Here is a 15,938-nt window from a genome sequence, read left to right on the forward strand (position 1 = left end):
GGTCCTACCAGCCGCGGTTGGCGTAGCGCTCGGTCTCGGGGAGGGTGTCGCAGTTGATGCCGACCATGGCCTCGCCGAGGTTGCGGGAGGCGTCCGCGACGATCTTCGGGTCGTCGTAGAAGGTGGTGGCCTTCACGATGGCGGCGGCGCGCTTGGCCGGGTCGCCGGACTTGAAGATGCCGGAGCCGACGAAGACGCCCTCGGCGCCGAGCTGGCGCATCAGGGCGGCGTCGGCCGGGGTGGCGACGCCACCGGCGGAGAAGAGGACGACGGGGAGCTTGCCCAGCTCGGCGACCTCCTTGACCAGCTCGTAGGGGGCGCGCAGCTCCTTGGCGGCGGCGAACAGCTCGTTGTGGTCGCAGCCGCGCAGCTTGGCGATCTCGCCCTTGATCTGGCGCAGGTGGCGCACGGCCTCGACGACGTTGCCGGTGCCGGCCTCGCCCTTGGAGCGGATCATGGCCGCGCCCTCGGCGATGCGGCGCAGGGCCTCGCCCAGGTTGGTGGCGCCGCAGACGAAGGGGGTGGTGAACGCCCACTTGTCGGAGTGGTTGACCTCGTCGGCCGGGGTGAGCACCTCGGACTCGTCGATGTAGTCGACGCCGAGGGACTGGAGCACCTGGGCCTCGACGAAGTGGCCGATGCGGGACTTGGCCATGACCGGGATCGAGACGGCGTCGATGATGCCCTCGATCATGTCCGGGTCGGACATCCGGGCCACGCCGCCGTCCTTGCGGATGTCGGCCGGGACCCGCTCCAGGGCCATGACGGCCACGGCGCCGGCGTCCTCGGCGATCTTCGCCTGCTCGGCGTTGACCACGTCCATGATGACGCCGCCCTTGAGCTGCTCGGCCATGCCGCGCTTCACACGGGCGGTGCCGGTCTCGGGACCCTGGTTGTCGATGATGGACACGCGTGACCTCACTGGTGGGTAAGACGGTTTCTGCACCGCCGAGGAAACGCGACCGGAGCGGGCCACATCAAGGGCCAATGGGAAGCCGGTGGATCATTTTGCCCCGCCCTGCCCCTGCGGGAGCCGCTCAGGCGACCCGTTCGACGAGCGCGGCGGGCGGTTCGTCGTCCATCTCGAAGGCCAGCGGGAACGGCGCGTGTCCGGCGAGGCGGAACCAGCGGACCTTGCGGTGCTCGCGCAGCCGGCGGGCGGCGCCCACGGCGTCGTTGTGGAAGCGGCGGGCCATCGGCACCCGGCGCACCGCCTCGGCCAGCTCGTGCGCCGCGTCCTCGCCACCGGGGGCCGCGCGGACGCCCTCCACCTGGCGGGCGTCCTCGAAGACGGCGCGCAGGGCCTGGCTCAGCTCGCTCTCCGCGACCTCGCGCTGCTCCTCCTCGGCCTGCCGGGCGGCGTGCGCTGCCTCGTAGAGCACGATCGAGGCTGCCGGGTCCAGGACGCCGGAGGTGGCGAGTTCCTGCGCCACGGACGCCCGGCGCAGCAACTGCGCGTCCAGGGCGGCGCGGGCGGCGTCCATGCGGACGTGCAGCCGGTCCAGCCGGCCGGCGGTCCAGCTCAGGTAGACGCCGATCGCCAGCAGCGCGACGAGAATCCAGATGAGGGTGGGGATCACGCGCGAAGGTTATCGGTGGAGGGCGGGGTGCTCGTCTCCGCGTCCCGCTCACGGGCCAGGCCGAACCGCGACCACAAGCCCGGCCGCTCGTCGGTGGCGACCGCCGCGGTGCCGGTGGTGACCGTCTCGTACACCGAGAGGATGTCCGCGCCGACCGTGGACCAGTCGAAGCGGCGTACGTGGGCGCTGCCCCGCTCCCGCAGTTCCGCCCGGCGCCCGGGGTCGGCGAGCAGGGCCACGGCCTTCTCGGCGAGCGCGTCGGCGTCCTCGTTGGCGAAGACCTCGCCCGCCTTGCCCTGGTCCAGGACCTGGACGAAGGCGTCGAGGTCGGAGGCGAGCACGGGGGCGCCCGCCGACATGGCCTCGACCAGGATGATGCCGAAGCTCTCGCCGCCGGTGTTGGGCGCCACGTACAGGTCGACGCTGCGCAGGAAGCGGGCCTTGTCCTCGTCGCTGACCATGCCGAGGAACTCCACGCGGGAGCGCAGCTCCTCGGGCAGCTCCTCGACCGCCGCCTCCTCGTCACCCCGGCCCGCGACCAGCAGCCGGGCCTCCGGGTGCGCGGCGACGATCTTCGGCAGGGCCCGCATCAGCACCGGCAGGCCCTTGCGCGGCTCGTCGATGCGCCCTATGAAGCCGATCGTGCCGCCCTGCCACTCCGCCTTGGGCTCGGCGTCGGCGAAGAAGTCCACGTCGACCCCGTTGGGGATCACCACGGCGTCCCCGCCGAGATGCTCGACCAGGGTGCGGCGGGCGTACTCGCTGACCGCGATCCGGGCGCTGATCTTCTCCAGCGCGGCCTGGAGGATCGCGTAGGCGGCGATCATGGCGCGGGAGCGGGGGTTGGAGGTGTGGAAGGTGGCCACGATGGGGCCCTGCGCCGCCCAGCAGGTGAGCAGACCGAGGGAGGGCGAGGTCGGCTCGTGGATGTGCACCACGTCGAACGCGCCGTCGTGCAGCCACCGCCGCACCCGCGCCGCCGAGAGGAACCCGAAGTTCAGCCGGGCCACCGACCCGTTGTACGGCACCGGCACCGCGCGGCCCGCCGAGACCACGTAGGGCGGCAGCGGGGTGTCGTCGTCGGCCGGGGCGAGCACGGAGACCTCGTGGCCCAGACGGATGAAGTACTCGGCGAGGTCGCGGATGTGGAACTGGACGCCACCGGGCACGTCCCAGGAGTACGGGCAGACGATCCCGATTCTCACGCGGGTCCCTTCGCCGGGTCGAGGTCGGCGAGCCACAGCCGCTGGAGCATGTGCCAGTCCTCCGGGTGCTCGGCGATCCCGGAGGCGAAGGCGTCGGCCAGCGCCTGGGTCATCGCGGCCGTCTTCTCGATCCGCGTACCCGTTCCGGGCACCTCGACCGGTGGGTGCACCCGGCCCTGCATCACCGGCGAGTCGTCGTACCAGAGGGTGACCGGGAGCAACTGGGCACCGGTCTGCTGGGCGAGCAGGGCGGGCCCGGCGGGCATCCGGGCGCGCTCGCCGAAGAAGTCGACCTCGACGCCGGCGGCCGACAGGTCCCGGTCCGCCACCAGGCAGACCAGGCCGCCGTCGCGCAGCCGCCGGGCCAGGGTGCCGAACGCGGAGGCCCCGCTGTGCGGCAGCACCTCCATGCCCAGGCCCTCGCGGTAGGCGACGAACCGGTCGTACAGCGTCTCGGGCTTCAGGCGCTCGGCGACGGTGGTGAAGGGGATGCCGAGGGTGGTGGTGACCCAGGCCCCGGCCAGGTCCCAGTTGGCCAGGTGCGGCAGCGCCAGTATCACGCCCTTGCCCGCGGCCAGGCCGTCCGTCAGGTAGTGGGCGCCCTTGGGGTCGAAGCCGGTGCGCACCCGCTCCGGGCTCCACGCGGGCAGCCGGAAGGACTCCATCCAGTACCGCAGGTAGGAGCGCATGCCCGCGCGGGACAGCTCGGCGAGCCGCTCCGGAGAGGCGTCCGGCACCACGCGCGCGTAGTTGGCCTCCAGCCGCTGGACACCCTTGCCGCGCCGCTTCCAGGCGGCGTCCGCGACGGTACGGCCCAGCCTGGCGGCGACCGGTTCGGGGAGCTTCTTGACGGTGCTCCAGCCGAGCCCGTACAGCCCGTCGGTGAGGCGTTCGGCGGCGCTCACTGGGCCGCCTCGCTCCCGGCGTCGAGCCGCGCCGCCTCCTCCGCCTCGGCGGACTCCCGGCGCACGGTGACCACCCGCTGCACCAGCGTGACCAGGCTGCCCACCGCGACGATCCACAGGGCGACGGGGAGCAGGTACTGGATGCCCGGCACGCCGAACGTGTGCAGCCCCGCGAAACCGGCCGCGACCAGCGAGATCACCAGCCGCTCGGCCCGCTCCACCAGCCCGTTGACCGCCACCGGCAGCCCGATCGCCTCGCCACGCGCCTTGGTGTACGACACCACCTGGCCGCTGGCCAGGCAGAAGATGGAGACCGCGCACAGCACGTCGTCGTTGCCGTGGCCCGCGTACCAGAGGGCGAAGCCGCCGAAGATCGCGCCGTCGGCGACCCGGTCCAGGGTGGAGTCCAGGAAGGCGCCCCAGCGGCTGGAGCGGCCGAGCTGGCGGGCCATGTTCCCGTCGACCAGGTCGGAGAAGACGAACAGCGTGATCACGATCGTGCCCCAGAAGAACTCTCCCCGGGGGTAGAAGACCAGCGCACCCGCGACCACACCGGCGGTGCCGATGAGCGTCACCGTGTCGGGGCTCACCCCCCGCCGGATGAGAAACGCGGCGAACGGCGTGAGGACACGCGTGAAGAATGCACGCGCGTACTTGTTCAGCATGGCCTTCCAGACGGTCGGTGTCGCCGTGGCCCCTGGTGGCCGTCGGCTGGCCCATCGTAGCCACGCGCGCCCGCGCACGGGGGCGCGCACCCTCCGCCACGGCACGATCCGTGACCCTCCACACGGTGCCGGACGGCCGCGCCGGGTTCGCGGGGGGCCGCCGTATGGACGCGGCATGACGGGAGTGGAAAGCTCGAAGGACCGCGGGCGCCTTTGGAGCCGCCGCACCCACGCGGGACCCCGCCGCGTTCGCGTCCCCGATGACCTCACCGTGCACGGGAGGCAGAACCATGGGCGACAAGACACACGCACACACCGGAGCCGCCGGCAGAGCAGTGACGGCCGACCACCCCGCGTCCATACGGAACGTGGTGCTGGTCGGCCCCTCCGGATCGGGCAAGACCACCCTGGTGGAGGCCCTCGCACTCACCGCGGGGGCGGTGAACCGGGCGGGCCGCGTCGAGGACGGCGGCACCGTCTCCGACCACGACGACATCGAGCACCGCCAGCACCGCTCCGTACAGCTCTCGCTGGTCCCCGTCGAATGGGACGGCATCAAGATTAACCTCCTCGACACCCCCGGATACGCCGACTTCGTCGGGGAGCTGAGGGCCGGTCTGCGCGCGGCGGACGCGGCCCTCTTCGTCGTCTCCGCCGCCGACGGCGTGGACGGCGCGACCCGGATGGTGTGGGAGGAGTGCCAGGCCGTCGGCATGCCCCGCGCGATAGTCGTCACGCACCTGGAGTCCGCCCGCGCCGACTTCGAGGAGATGACCCGGGTGTGCGCCGAGGCGTTCGGCGCCGACGACCCCGACGCCGTCCTCCCGCTCTACCTCCCGCTGCGCGGCCCCGCCGGACCCGACGGCCACGCCCCGGTGACCGGCCTGGTCGGCCTGCTCTCGCAGAAGCTCTTCGACTACTCGGCCGGCGAGCGCAAGGAGTCCGAACCCGGCGAGGACCAGCTCCCCGCGCTGGAGGGCGCCCGCGACCGGCTCATCGAGGGGATCATCGCCGAGAGCGAGGACGAGACCCTCATGGACCGCTACCTCGGCGGCGAACAGGTCGACGTCAAGACCCTCGTCGAGGACCTCGAACGCGCCGTCGCCCGCGGCACCTTCCACCCCGTCCTCGCCGCCGCACCCGCGGCCGAGGGCGCCCGCCAGGGCCTCGGCACGGTGGAACTCCTGGAACTGATCACCCGGGGATTCCCCACCCCCTTCGAGCACCCCCTGCCCGACGTCACCGGCCTCGACGGCACCCCCCGCGAACTGACCCCCTGCGACACCGAGGGCCCCCTGGTCGCCGAGGTCGTCAAGACCTCCTCCGACCCCTACGTCGGCCGCCTCTCCCTGGTCCGCGTCTTCTCCGGCACCCTGCGCCCCGACGACACCGTGCACGTCTCCGGCCACGGCCTCGCCGACCGGGGCCACGAGGACCACGACGTCGACGAGAAGGTCGGCGCCCTCTCCATGGCCTTCGGCAGACAGCAGCGCCCGGTCACCCAGGCGGTCGCCGGAGACCTGGTCTGCGTCGCCAAGCTCAACCGCGCCGAGACCGGCGACACCCTCTCCGCCAAGGACGACCCCCTGCTCATGGAGCCCTGGCGGATGCCCGACCCGCTGCTCCCCCTCGCCATCCAGGCCCACAGCAAGCCCGACGAGGACAAACTCTCCCTCGGCCTCTCCCGGCTCGTCGCCGAGGACCCCACCATGCGGCTCGAACAGAACCAGGACACCCACCAGGTCGTCCTCTGGTGCCTGGGCGAGGCCCACGCCGACGTCGCCCTGGAACGGCTCCGCAGCCGCTACGGCGTCCAGGTCGACGTCGTCCCGCACAAGGTGCCGCTGCGCGAGACCTTCGCCGGCAAGGCGGCCGGACGCGGCCGGCACGTCAAGCAGTCCGGCGGCCACGGCCAGTACGCCATCTGCGAGATCGAGGTCGAACCGCTGCCCGGCGGCTCCGGCATCGAGTTCGTGGACAAGGTCGTCGGCGGCGCGGTTCCCCGCCAGTTCATCCCCTCCGTCGAGAAGGGCGTCCGCGCCCAGGCCGCCAAGGGCGTCGCCGCCGGACACCCCCTGGTCGACGTGCGCGTCACCCTGCTCGACGGCAAGTCCCACTCGGTCGACTCCTCCGACGCCGCCTTCCAGACCGCGGGCGCCCTCGCCCTGCGCGAAGCCGCCGCCGAGGCCCGCATCCACCTCCTGGAACCGGTCGCCGAGGTCGATGTCCTGATCCCCGACGACTACGTCGGCGCCGTCATGAGCGACCTCTCCACCCGCCGCGGCCGCGTCCTCGGCACCGAACAGACCGGCGCCGGACGCACCCTGATCCGCGCCGAGGTACCCGAGTTCGAGATCGGCCGGTACGCCGTCGACCTCCGCTCCCTCTCCCACGGCACGGCCTCCTTCAGCCGCGCCTACGCCCGCCACGAACCCATGCCTCCCCAAGTCGCCGAGAAACTGCGCGAACAGGCCGGCGAGAACCCGTAACTCCCGGCACCGGCGGGCGGCTTCGGCCGTCCGCCGACGCACGGGGGCGGCGGCCGATACGCTGGCCACCGGGCCCCGGACCGGCCGAACCGGCGCCGTGGCCACGGGACATCGCAACGATGTCCGGTTCGGCAGGTGTGCGCGGCGGGGAAGCCGGGAAGGCCGCAGGAGCGATACTGCGGCGATGGGGGCGGGAATGTCGGTAGGTACGGAGTGGGACGGCCCTCAGGTGCCCGTCTCCGGGGACGAGGGCCAGGCGGCGACCCTCGCGCTGGCCTCGGCGGCCTACCGGGACAACCCCGTCCTCGAGATCAAGAAGGCCGACAACGAGTGGCACACGTCCACCGTCAAGGCCGGCCGCATCCCGCTCTTCCGCCCCAACCTGGGCGAAGCCTTCTCCCGCGCCGTCGCCGACCGCCTCCTCGCGCCGGGCCGCAAGCCCCTGATCCAGTCCTTCGGCGCCGACCCCCAGGTCGTCGTCGAACACTGCCTGGCCGCCAACAACATCCGCCGGGAACGCGACAACAAACTGACCCTGGTGATGGTCGTCTGCGGCCTGATCTTCCTGCCCGGCCTGATCGCCTGGCTCCTGGTCTTCTTGCTCCGCTCGTTCCTGGCCAAGCGCGAGGGCCGCGCCGGGGCGCTCGGCACCGCGCTGCTCGCCGGGGTCGGCGTCCTCGCCGTGCTCTTCCTGCTCAAGCTGCCCTTCGGCGGCTTCTGGGGCTGGTACACCCGCGCCGCCGTCGTCGTCCCCGTCCTCGGCTGGTTCTGGGCCCGCCGCGTCTGCGAGCGCACCGCCGCCGACCTGCGCGAACGCTGGGCCGGACTGCTCTCGGGCAGCAGCGTCGGCGCCAAGGTCCCCGAGGCCGTACCCCGCGGCCCCGGCGAGACCGCCGCCGAACAGCTCCGCCAGTCCCTGGCCCGGCTCGGCGCCGAACAGCGCTCCAACTCCGTCTTCTACGCCGGTCCCAAGGGCATCCTCGGCATGGGCACCCGCTGGGGCTCCTGGCAGCTCGCCGAGGACCTCGTCTCCGCCGACCCCCCGCGCGAGATCCACCCCTTCCGGAGCTGGGACGTCATACGCGCCATCCACGACCAGCTCAGCCTGCTGGAGCGCGGCCCCCTCAACACCGGCGGCTTCCCCCGCCCCTCGGTACGGCACTGGATCGTCACCCCGATCGGCGAGAACGCCGACGCGGTCTCCCGGCCCGACGGCACCGACGTCGAAGCGTTCCAGGTCAAGCCGCACGCCATACAGGAGATCTGCAACAAGCAGCAGTTCGGCAGCGGCGACCGGCACTACCTGGGCGTCCAGTGGACCCTGTGGGACGGCCAGCTCGTCCTCACCATGATGATCACGGTGACCGTCCTCCACGAGACCCTGCGCATCGAGGTCACCGGCCACGCCCTCGGCCCCGTCAACCCGCTCTTCCACACCAAGCCGGCCGCCCCCACCAAGGACGTCGCCAAGACCCTCAAGCCGTGGGAGAACCGCACCGTCAAGCTCCCCCTCGTCCCCACCGACGAGGTCGTACGGCTCGCCGTCCGCGCCCCGCTGACCCGGTTCACACCCACCCTGAACTGGCTCGGCGGCTCCATCGGCCTCCCCGAGCCGTTCGGCCTGCGGCACGCCTGGGCCGACCAGCCCTGGCGCCACCGCTTCATGGCCGACGACGCCCTGCGCGCCGCCACCCCGGTCCTCCGGGTGGTGCACGCCGCCGCGATCAAGGTCCTCAAGGAGAACGGCGTGGACACCGAGAAGTTCGGCGCCCGCTCCGCCTTCCTCAGCGGCCTGGTCCAGGACCCGTCCCCCCGGAAGGCCGACCTGTACGACGCGTAAGCCTCCGGCGCCGGCCCGTCAGACTGCGGGCCAGGCGTCCGCGAGCATCTTGCGGGTGTCGCCGAGCAACTGCGGCAGCACCTTCGTCTGGCCCACCACCGGCATGAAGTTCGTGTCGCCACCCCAGCGCGGCACGATGTGCTGGTGCAGATGGGCCGCGATGCCCGCACCCGCCACCGAACCCTGGTTCATCCCGATGTTGAACCCGTGCGCCCCGGACGCCGTACGCAGCGCCGTCATCGCCTGCTTCGTCAGCTCCGCCAGCTCGGCCGTCTCCGCACCGGTCAGATCGGTGTAGTCCGCCACATGCCGGTACGGCACCGTCATCAGATGACCGCCGTTGTACGGATACAGGTTGAGCACCGCGTACACATGCTCACCCCGGCGCACGATCAGGCCGTCCTCGTCGGACTTCGCCGGGATCGAGCAGAACGGGCAGCCGTCGTCCGCACCCGGACCGCTCGGCTTGTTCTCGCCCTGGATGTAGGCCATCCGGTGGGGCGTCCACAGGCGCTGGAACGCGTCCTGCGTCCCCACTCCGATCTGCTGCTCCGGCTCACTCGTCATGCAAGGCAGCATATGGCTTCGCCCGTTCGCGGCGTGTCGCCGGGGCGGCGGGAAGGGTCCCGGCGGCCAAGCTGGGGCGGTGGACCACGACAGAACCAAGACCCGCTGGGAGCGCCGCGCCGAGATGCCGCTCACCGTGGCGTCCCTGATGTTCCTCGGTTCCTACGCGGCCCTCGTCCTCGCCCCCCGCCTCGGCACCGCCTGGGACGGCATCTGGCTGGTGCTGCTGCTCGCCTGCTGGGCCCTGTTCGCCGTGGACTACGCCATGCGCTGGTGGCTCAGCGGCCAGGGCGCGCGCTTCGTCCGCACCCACTGGCTGGACACCCTCGTCCTGATCCTGCCGCTGCTGCGCCCGCTGCGGATCGTACGGATCTACGAGTCCGTGGAGCACCGGCGCGGCCTGCCCCGGCTCCCGCTGTACGCGCGGGTCATCGCCTACTCGGGGATCTCCACCCTGCTGATGGGCTTCACCGGCGCGCTCGCGGTCTACCAGCAGGAGAGGGGCGCGCCGGCCTCGCACATGCGGACCTTCGGCGACGCCGTCTGGTGGGCCTGCTCCACGCTGTCCACGGTGGGCTACGGCGATGTCGTCCCGGTCACCACGGGGGGCCGGATCATCGCGGCGGCCATGATGGCGGGGGGCCTCGCCCTGCTGGGCGCGGTGACGGGGTCGTTCTCGTCGTGGCTGCTGCAGGTGTTCTCGCGGGAGGAGGACGAGGAACCCCCGAGGCGGCGGTGATGCCTCGGGGGTTCCTCGGGGTCGTACCGGGTCAGACCTGGACCCGCTCCGCCACGACCTTCTCGATCTTTGCGATGGCGTCCTCGAACGGGATGCCGTTCTCCTGCGAGCCGTCGCGGTAGCGGAAGGAGACGGTGTCCGCGTTCATGTCCTCGTCACCGACGATGATCATGAACGGCACCTTCTGGCGCTGGGCGTTCCTGATCTTCTTCTGCATCCGGTCGGAGGAGGAGTCCACCTCGACCCGCAGACCCTTCCGCTTGGCCTCGGCCGCGAACTTCTCCAGGTACTCGACGTGCGCGTCCCCGATCGGGATGCCGACCGCCTGCACCGGGGCCAGCCACGCCGGGAAGGCACCCGCGTAGTGCTCCAGCAGCACGGCGAAGAACCGCTCGATGGAGCCGAACAGCGCGCGGTGGATCATCACCGGCCGCTGCTTGGAGCCGTCGGGGCCGGTGTACTCCAGGTCGAACCGCTCGGGCAGGTTGAAGTCGAGCTGGATGGTCGACATCTGCCAGGTCCGGCCGATGGCGTCTCGCGCCTGGACGGAGATCTTCGGCCCGTAGAACGCGGCGCCACCGGGGTCGGGCACGAGCGGCAGGCCCTGCTTCTCGGCGACCTGGCGCAGCGTCTCGGTGGCCTCTTCCCAGGCGTCGTCCGAGCCGACGAACTTCTCCGGGTCCTTGGTGGAGAGCTCCAGGTAGAAGTCGGTCAGACCGTAGTCCCGCAGCAGGCCGAGGACGAAGGTGAGCGTCTTGTCGAGCTCCTCCGCCATCTGCTCACGGGTGCAGTAGATGTGCGCGTCGTCCTGGGTGAAGCCGCGGGCGCGGGTGAGGCCGTGCACGACGCCCGACTTCTCGTACCGGTACACGGTCCCGAACTCGAAGAGGCGCAGCGGCAGTTCACGGTACGAGCGGCCGCGCGCGTCGAAGATCAGGTTGTGCATCGGGCAGTTCATGGGCTTGAGGTAGTAGTCCACGCCCTCGTCGAGCTGCATGGGCGGGTACATGCCGTCGGCGTACCAGTCCAGGTGGCCCGAGGTCTCGAAGAGCTTCCCCTTCGTCGCGTGCGGGGTGTAGACGAACTCGTAGCCCTCCTCCTCGTGGCGGCGCCGCGAGTAGTCCTCCATGACCCGGCGGATGATGCCGCCCTTGGGGTGGAAGACGGCGAGGCCGGAGCCGATCTGCTCCGGGATGGAGAAGAGGTCCAGCTCGCTGCCGAGCTTGCGGTGGTCGCGCTTCTCGGCCTCGGCGAGGAACTCCAGGTGCGCCTTCAGCTCGTCCTTGGACGGCCAGGCGGTGCCGTAGATGCGCTGGAGCATCGGGTTCTTCTCGCTGCCGCGCCAGTAGGCGGCCGCGTTGCGCATCAGCTTGAACGCCGGGATGTTGCGGGTGGAGGGCAGGTGGGGACCGCGGCAGAGGTCCTTCCAGCACAGCTCGCCGGTCTTGGCGTCGAGGTTGTCGTAGATGGTCAGCTCGCCGGCGCCCACCTCGACGTCCGCGCCGTCGTCGGAGGAGGCCGAGCCCTTGAGGCCGATCAGCTCCAGCTTGTACGGCTCGTCCGCCAGCTCGGCGCGGGCGTCCTCGTCGGTGACCACGCGGCGGGAGAACTTCTGGCCCCGCTTCTGGATCTCCTGCATCTTCTTCTCGATGGCCTTGAGGTCATCGGGGTGGAAGGGCTTCGCCACGTCGAAGTCGTAGTAGAAGCCGTCCTTGACCGGCGGGCCGATGCCCAGCTTGGCCTCGGGGAACAGCTCCTGCACGGCCTGAGCCATGACGTGGGCGGTGGAGTGGCGCAGGATGGCGAGACCGTCCTCGGAGGAGATCTCGACGCCCTCGACCTCGTCGCCGTCGGACAGCTCGTGGGTGAGGTCCTTCAGCTCGCCCGCGATGCGCGCGGCGATGATGGAGCGCTCGCCCGCGAAGAGGTCGGCGGCGGTAGTGCCCGTCGTCACCACGCGCTCTTCCCGCTCGGAATCGCGTTGGATGATCACACGGACGTCTGACACCGGTCTCTCCTGACTGAAGGCTTGAGTGCGGCGCCGTACCAGGAGCGCGCGCACAAGGGATCGTACCGACCCGCCCCCTCCGACCGCGAAACGGTTACTTTCCGTCGCCGTCCCCGTACGCCTCCCCGCATGCCTCCTCGAAGAAGTCGAGGTTCTCCTGGAGGGACTTCATCAGCCGGTCGCGTTCGGTCTCGTCGACCCGTACGGGGACGACCCCGGTGGCGCCGGTGAGCCTGCGGAAGCCGCCCCGGCGCTCCAGCCGGCCGCGCACGCGGACCGGGAGGCCGACGAGGTGGGCGTGGCCCGCTATCCGGTAGTCCTCCTCGCCGAGGGTGAGCCGCAGGTGCGGGACCTCGGCGCCCGCGAGGACCCGCAGCCGTACGGTGCCCGCGCCGCGCGGTCCGGAGCGGCGCAGCCGGACGACGACGCCGGTGACGCTGACGGTCACGGAGGGTTCGGCGCGCAGGTAGCGGTCGCCTGCGGCCCGCAGGGCGGGGAGGTCGCCGGGTGAGAACTCGACGGGTCCGGCCGAGGCGGCGCAGCCGTCGGGGATGCCGGCGGCGGGGGCCCAGGCGATGGCGATGCGGGCGCCCTCGGTGCCGCGGACGAGTGCGGTGAGGGCTTCGGTGAGTTCACGGCTGACGCCGGCTTCGACCGCGCCGTCGAAGGCGTCCATGTTTCCGGTGGCCCGCTGGTAGTCGATGGCCTCGCGGGTGGCGTGCAGGGCGTGGTGGAGGCGGACGGTGAGGGGGCGGCCGGCGGGGGCAGGGGCGAAGGCGGTGAGGGTGCGGCCCTCGGTGGCGGGGCCGAGGAGGACGTCGCCGATCAGCGCGGTGGCGGGGCCGCGGTGCCGGGCGCCGTGGTAGCCGGTGCGGGCGCGGGTGGCGAGGGCGGCGGCGAGGAGGGTCTGGCGGGCGGCGGTGCGCAGGCGTTCGTCGAGGGTCCAGGGGGTGGCGCCGTCGACGGGTCCGGCGGGGGTGTCGCGGTGCCAGCGGATCTCGTCGCTGGGGACGGCGAGGGCGATGAGGATCTCGCGGGCGGAGGGGGCGGCGCTGCGGTGCAGGGCGTGCAGGGCTTCGCCGAGCAGGTCGTCGGCGTCGGGGAAGGCCCGGTTCTCGGGGACGAGGAGGCTGGTGGGGCCTTCGGCGGGGGTGGGCGGGGTCCAGCGGCCGTAGCGTCCGGGGACTCCGCCGCGTCTGAGCCAGCCGTGGCGCCGGAGCAGGGCGGTGAGGTCGGCGGGGTCGACGCGGGCGGGGTCGGGGGGCCGGTGCCATGCGGAGTCGTCGGGGTGGGGGCGGAGCATGCGCAGGGGTTCGTCGGGGCTTGTCATGGCCTGCCTCCGGTGCCGACGCGCGTCATGATCTCGCAGAGGGCGCGGTCGTCGAAGATGCGCGCGGTGGGGATGCGGACGGTGGTGCGGGTGCGTCCGGTGACGGGGTGTCCGGCGAGGTTGACCCAGTAGCAGCAGTGCCTGACGTCGAGCCGGTCGTGTCCGGCGCGCAGCCAGTCGTCCGGGGAGCGCGGGACGATCATGACGACGAGAATCTTGTGCACCGAGACGGGGGTGCGGGCGAGTTTGCGCAGGTGATCGTTGTCCAGCGTGAACGAGAAGGTGGGGCCGGGGGGCCGGGGCGCGAGCTGGTAGGTGCATTTGAGCTGCACCTTGATGGTGACCTCGTCGTCCACGGTGTGGCCGGGGGCGCTGTGGCTGACGTGCCAGTCGATGCCGTTGTCGGGGAACGGCTGGGACAGCGAGCAGCCGGCCGCGGCGGCGACCGCGTGCAGATAGCCGACCTGCAGGGTCTCCATGCAGGCGGTGGTGGCGAGAGAGCCGCGAAGGTGACCCGTGCGGTCGGGCAGCAGCCCGCCCCGCTCGGGCTGCGCCATGGCCATGGACAACAGCCTTCCGAACCGGGGGTTTCCCCACTGCGGGCCGCTGAACTGCAAAGACCCGTACTCCTGTTGTCTCCTTCCGGCGTACGGCGCAAACGGGCCGGGTATCACCAAACGGGCAGAAGACGGAACGTCAGCCGCCGTGTGCGGGCGAGGAGTTGGATTGGTATGACGTGCTGGTACGAAGGGGCGCTGGCCGCCTTCGACACGGAGACGACGGGCGTGGACGTGGAGACCGACCGGATCGTGTCGGCCGCCGTCGTCGTCCAGGACGCGCCGGGGACGCGGCCGCGGGTGAGCCGCTGGCTGGTCAGTCCGGGGGTGCCGGTGCCCGAGGGGGCGACGGCGGTGCACGGGCTGACGGAGGAGCACCTCCAGCGCAACGGCCGCTGGCCGGCGCCGGTGGTCTATGAGATAGCCCAGCAGTTGGCGGAGCACACGGCGATGGGCCGGCCGCTGGTGGTGATGAACGCGCCCTTCGATCTGACGCTGCTGGACCGGGAGTTGCGCCGGCACCGGGCGTCGTCGCTGGACCGCTGGTTCGAGTCGGCGCCGCTGCGGGTGCTGGACCCGAGGGTCATGGACAAGCAGTTGGACCGCTACCGCAAGGGCCGCCGCACGCTGGGCGATCTGTGCGAGCAGTACGGGGTGGAACTGCGGGGCGCGCACGACGCGGCGGCGGACGCGATGGCGGCGCTGGACGTGGTGCGGGCGATGGGGCGGCGGTTCGCGGCGCGGCTGGAGCGGTTGTCCCCGGCGGAGTTGCACGCGTTGCAGGTGGGCTGGCACGCGGCGCAGGCGCGGGGCCTCCAGGCGTGGTTCGCGCGCAGCGGGTCGCCGGAGCTGGTGAGTACGGAGTGGCCGCTGCGGCAGGAGTTGTCGGCGGCGGCGTAGCCGGGGCGGTGCGCGCGGCCTTCGACGGCGCCGGACAGCGGAAGAGCCGGCCCGCTGTGTGCGGACCGGCTCCTCGTGCCGGTGGGCGATACTGGGTTCGAACCAGTGACCTCTTCGGTGTGAACGAAGCGCTCTCCCACTGAGCTAATCGCCCGGCAACGCACTGAACCATACAGGCCCGGGCGGGGTGAGTCCAAACCGCCGCCGTCCGCCCGGGGGCCCCGGGTGCCGTGCGCGCGGCGCCGGGACGGAAGTGACCGGGAATCAGAAGAGTGTGCGCACAGGGGACTTGGCGGTGCGGGGAATTCGCATGTTGTCGCACTTGCGGGAAATCCGGACGCTTTCCATCGGAATATCGTCCGGATTTCCCCGGCGCCTTTTTACGTGCACACGCCGAAGGCCCGCCTGCTGTTCGCAGACGGGCCTTCGGACCAGGGTGGGCGATACTGGGTTCGAACCAGTGACCTCTTCGGTGTGAACGAAGCGCTCTCCCACTGAGCTAATCGCCCTGGGCGCAGGAAGAACATTACCCCATGTCAGCGGGTGCCTGTGACCACCTGCGGCCCCGGCTCACTGGTCCTTGATGCTCCAGGGCGCGACGACGCCGAACTTCCAGAGGTAGATCCCGGCCAGCACCCCGATGATCACCAGCCCGATCACGGTCAGGGTGATGTTGCGGCGCCGCACCCTGGGGTCCAGCGCCTTCTGCGCGGCCTCGGTGACCTTGCGCTTGGTCCAGCGCAGCACGAGCTGGGCCCAGACGAACTCGGTCGCCCAGATCGCCATGCCGCCGAAGATCACGACCCAGCCGGGTCCGGGCAGCGGGAGCATGATGATGCCCGCCACGACCACGGCGAGGCCGATCACGAAGACACCGACCTGCCAGCTCAGGTGCAGGGCCCTGCGTCGCTTGACGAACTCGGGCGCCCGCGAGCCCAGACCGTCGTCAGCGGACCCGTCGTCCGTCCCGGCCTTGTCCGACACCACGGCGACCTCACCCGGCTCGTCACTCCCCGTATTCATACGGTCAAACCCTACCGGAGCGAATGAGTCACTGGAATGGTGGCAGATCTCGTATCACTTCTCGGCCGGAAGAGGTACCTAAAGCCACGCAAAACCCTCGAAGGGGTTTACAACGGCACCGTAGGTGGCA

Annotated in this window: 13 protein-coding genes, 2 tRNA genes and 1 pseudogene; 4 read left to right on the plus strand and 12 right to left on the minus strand. The window is 71.6% G+C overall.

Annotated features, from left to right (window positions below):
* Positions 1–4: 4 nt before the first annotated feature.
* The 5 genes and pseudogenes from pdxS to pgsA all read right to left on the minus strand — a co-directional run bounded on the left by pdxS (position 5) and on the right by pgsA (position 4,410).
* On the minus strand, positions 5–910 hold the full coding sequence (pdxS, locus tag ACZ3HQ_RS25625; protein ID WP_030810697.1) for a pyridoxal 5'-phosphate synthase lyase subunit PdxS: 906 nt from the start codon (positions 908–910) through the stop codon (positions 5–7).
* Positions 911–1,037: 127 nt separating this feature from the next.
* On the minus strand, positions 1,038–1,580 hold the full coding sequence (locus tag ACZ3HQ_RS25630; RefSeq protein ID WP_030810699.1) for a LemA family protein: 543 nt from the start codon (positions 1,578–1,580) through the stop codon (positions 1,038–1,040).
* Positions 1,577–2,785, minus strand: a complete 1,209-nt coding sequence (locus ACZ3HQ_RS25635) for a glycosyltransferase family 4 protein (protein ID WP_467514381.1) — start codon at positions 2,783–2,785, stop codon at positions 1,577–1,579. Before ACZ3HQ_RS25635 ends, ACZ3HQ_RS25630 begins: the two co-directional genes overlap by 4 nt.
* Positions 2,782–3,690 (minus strand): phosphatidylinositol mannoside acyltransferase, encoded by a 909-nt coding sequence (locus ACZ3HQ_RS25640; RefSeq protein ID WP_467514383.1) that lies wholly within the window; start codon positions 3,688–3,690, stop codon positions 2,782–2,784. Before ACZ3HQ_RS25640 ends, ACZ3HQ_RS25635 begins: the two co-directional genes overlap by 4 nt.
* Positions 3,687–4,410 (minus strand): annotated as a pseudogene (gene pgsA / locus ACZ3HQ_RS25645) (phosphatidylinositol phosphate synthase). Before pgsA ends, ACZ3HQ_RS25640 begins: the two are co-directional and overlap by 4 nt.
* 235 nt (positions 4,411–4,645) lie before the next feature.
* Here pgsA and ACZ3HQ_RS25650 point away from each other — a divergent pair.
* Positions 4,646–6,844, plus strand: coding sequence for an elongation factor G-like protein EF-G2 (locus ACZ3HQ_RS25650; RefSeq protein WP_467514384.1), 2,199 nt, complete (start codon positions 4,646–4,648; stop codon positions 6,842–6,844).
* Between the two features lie 196 nt (positions 6,845–7,040).
* A complete protein-coding gene (locus tag ACZ3HQ_RS25655) occupies positions 7,041–8,684 on the plus strand; it encodes a hypothetical protein (RefSeq protein WP_467514386.1) in 1,644 nt (547 codons plus the stop codon).
* Positions 8,685–8,702: 18 nt separating this feature from the next.
* Here ACZ3HQ_RS25655 and ACZ3HQ_RS25660 read toward each other — a convergent pair whose 3' ends face one another.
* The gene (locus ACZ3HQ_RS25660; RefSeq protein WP_467514388.1) at positions 8,703–9,263 is read right to left on the minus strand and encodes an HIT family protein; all 561 of its coding nucleotides are present in this window, start codon (positions 9,261–9,263) and stop codon (positions 8,703–8,705) included.
* Positions 9,264–9,330: 67 nt separating this feature from the next.
* Between ACZ3HQ_RS25660 and ACZ3HQ_RS25665 the strand changes: the two genes are divergently transcribed.
* Complete coding sequence (locus ACZ3HQ_RS25665) at positions 9,331–9,990, plus strand: potassium channel family protein (protein ID WP_467514390.1); 660 nt, start codon at positions 9,331–9,333, stop codon at positions 9,988–9,990.
* A gap of 31 nt (positions 9,991–10,021) precedes the next feature.
* Here ACZ3HQ_RS25665 and thrS read toward each other — a convergent pair whose 3' ends face one another.
* From thrS to ACZ3HQ_RS25680, 3 genes are all read right to left on the minus strand, one after another.
* Positions 10,022–11,998 carry a threonine--tRNA ligase gene (gene thrS / locus ACZ3HQ_RS25670; protein WP_467514392.1) on the minus strand — a complete coding sequence of 659 codons (1,977 nt, stop codon included), beginning with the start codon at positions 11,996–11,998 and terminating at the stop codon, positions 10,022–10,024.
* A 94-nt stretch (positions 11,999–12,092) separates the two neighbouring features.
* On the minus strand, positions 12,093–13,328 hold the full coding sequence (locus ACZ3HQ_RS25675) for a hypothetical protein (protein WP_467514393.1): 1,236 nt from the start codon (positions 13,326–13,328) through the stop codon (positions 12,093–12,095).
* On the minus strand, positions 13,325–13,891 hold the full coding sequence (locus ACZ3HQ_RS25680) for a DUF4365 domain-containing protein (protein ID WP_467514395.1): 567 nt from the start codon (positions 13,889–13,891) through the stop codon (positions 13,325–13,327). The genes ACZ3HQ_RS25675 and ACZ3HQ_RS25680 overlap by 4 nt, the downstream gene beginning before the upstream one ends.
* Positions 13,892–14,059: 168 nt before the next feature.
* Between ACZ3HQ_RS25680 and ACZ3HQ_RS25685 the strand changes: the two genes are divergently transcribed.
* Positions 14,060–14,785: a 3'-5' exonuclease gene (locus ACZ3HQ_RS25685; RefSeq protein ID WP_030810727.1), complete on the plus strand. Its 726-nt coding sequence runs from the start codon at positions 14,060–14,062 to the stop codon at positions 14,783–14,785.
* An 82-nt stretch (positions 14,786–14,867) separates the two neighbouring features.
* Here ACZ3HQ_RS25685 and ACZ3HQ_RS25690 read toward each other — a convergent pair.
* The 3 genes from ACZ3HQ_RS25690 to ACZ3HQ_RS25700 all read right to left on the minus strand — a co-directional run bounded on the left by ACZ3HQ_RS25690 (position 14,868) and on the right by ACZ3HQ_RS25700 (position 15,808).
* Positions 14,868–14,939: transfer RNA gene (locus ACZ3HQ_RS25690), tRNA-Val, on the minus strand.
* Between the two features lie 283 nt (positions 14,940–15,222).
* Positions 15,223–15,294, minus strand: a tRNA-Val gene (locus tag ACZ3HQ_RS25695).
* 61 nt (positions 15,295–15,355) lie between these two features.
* A complete protein-coding gene (locus ACZ3HQ_RS25700; protein ID WP_467514397.1) occupies positions 15,356–15,808 on the minus strand; it encodes a TIGR02611 family protein in 453 nt (150 codons plus the stop codon).
* Positions 15,809–15,938: the final 130 nt, after the last annotated feature.

The organism is Streptomyces sp. NPDC018263 (assembly GCF_055562575.1).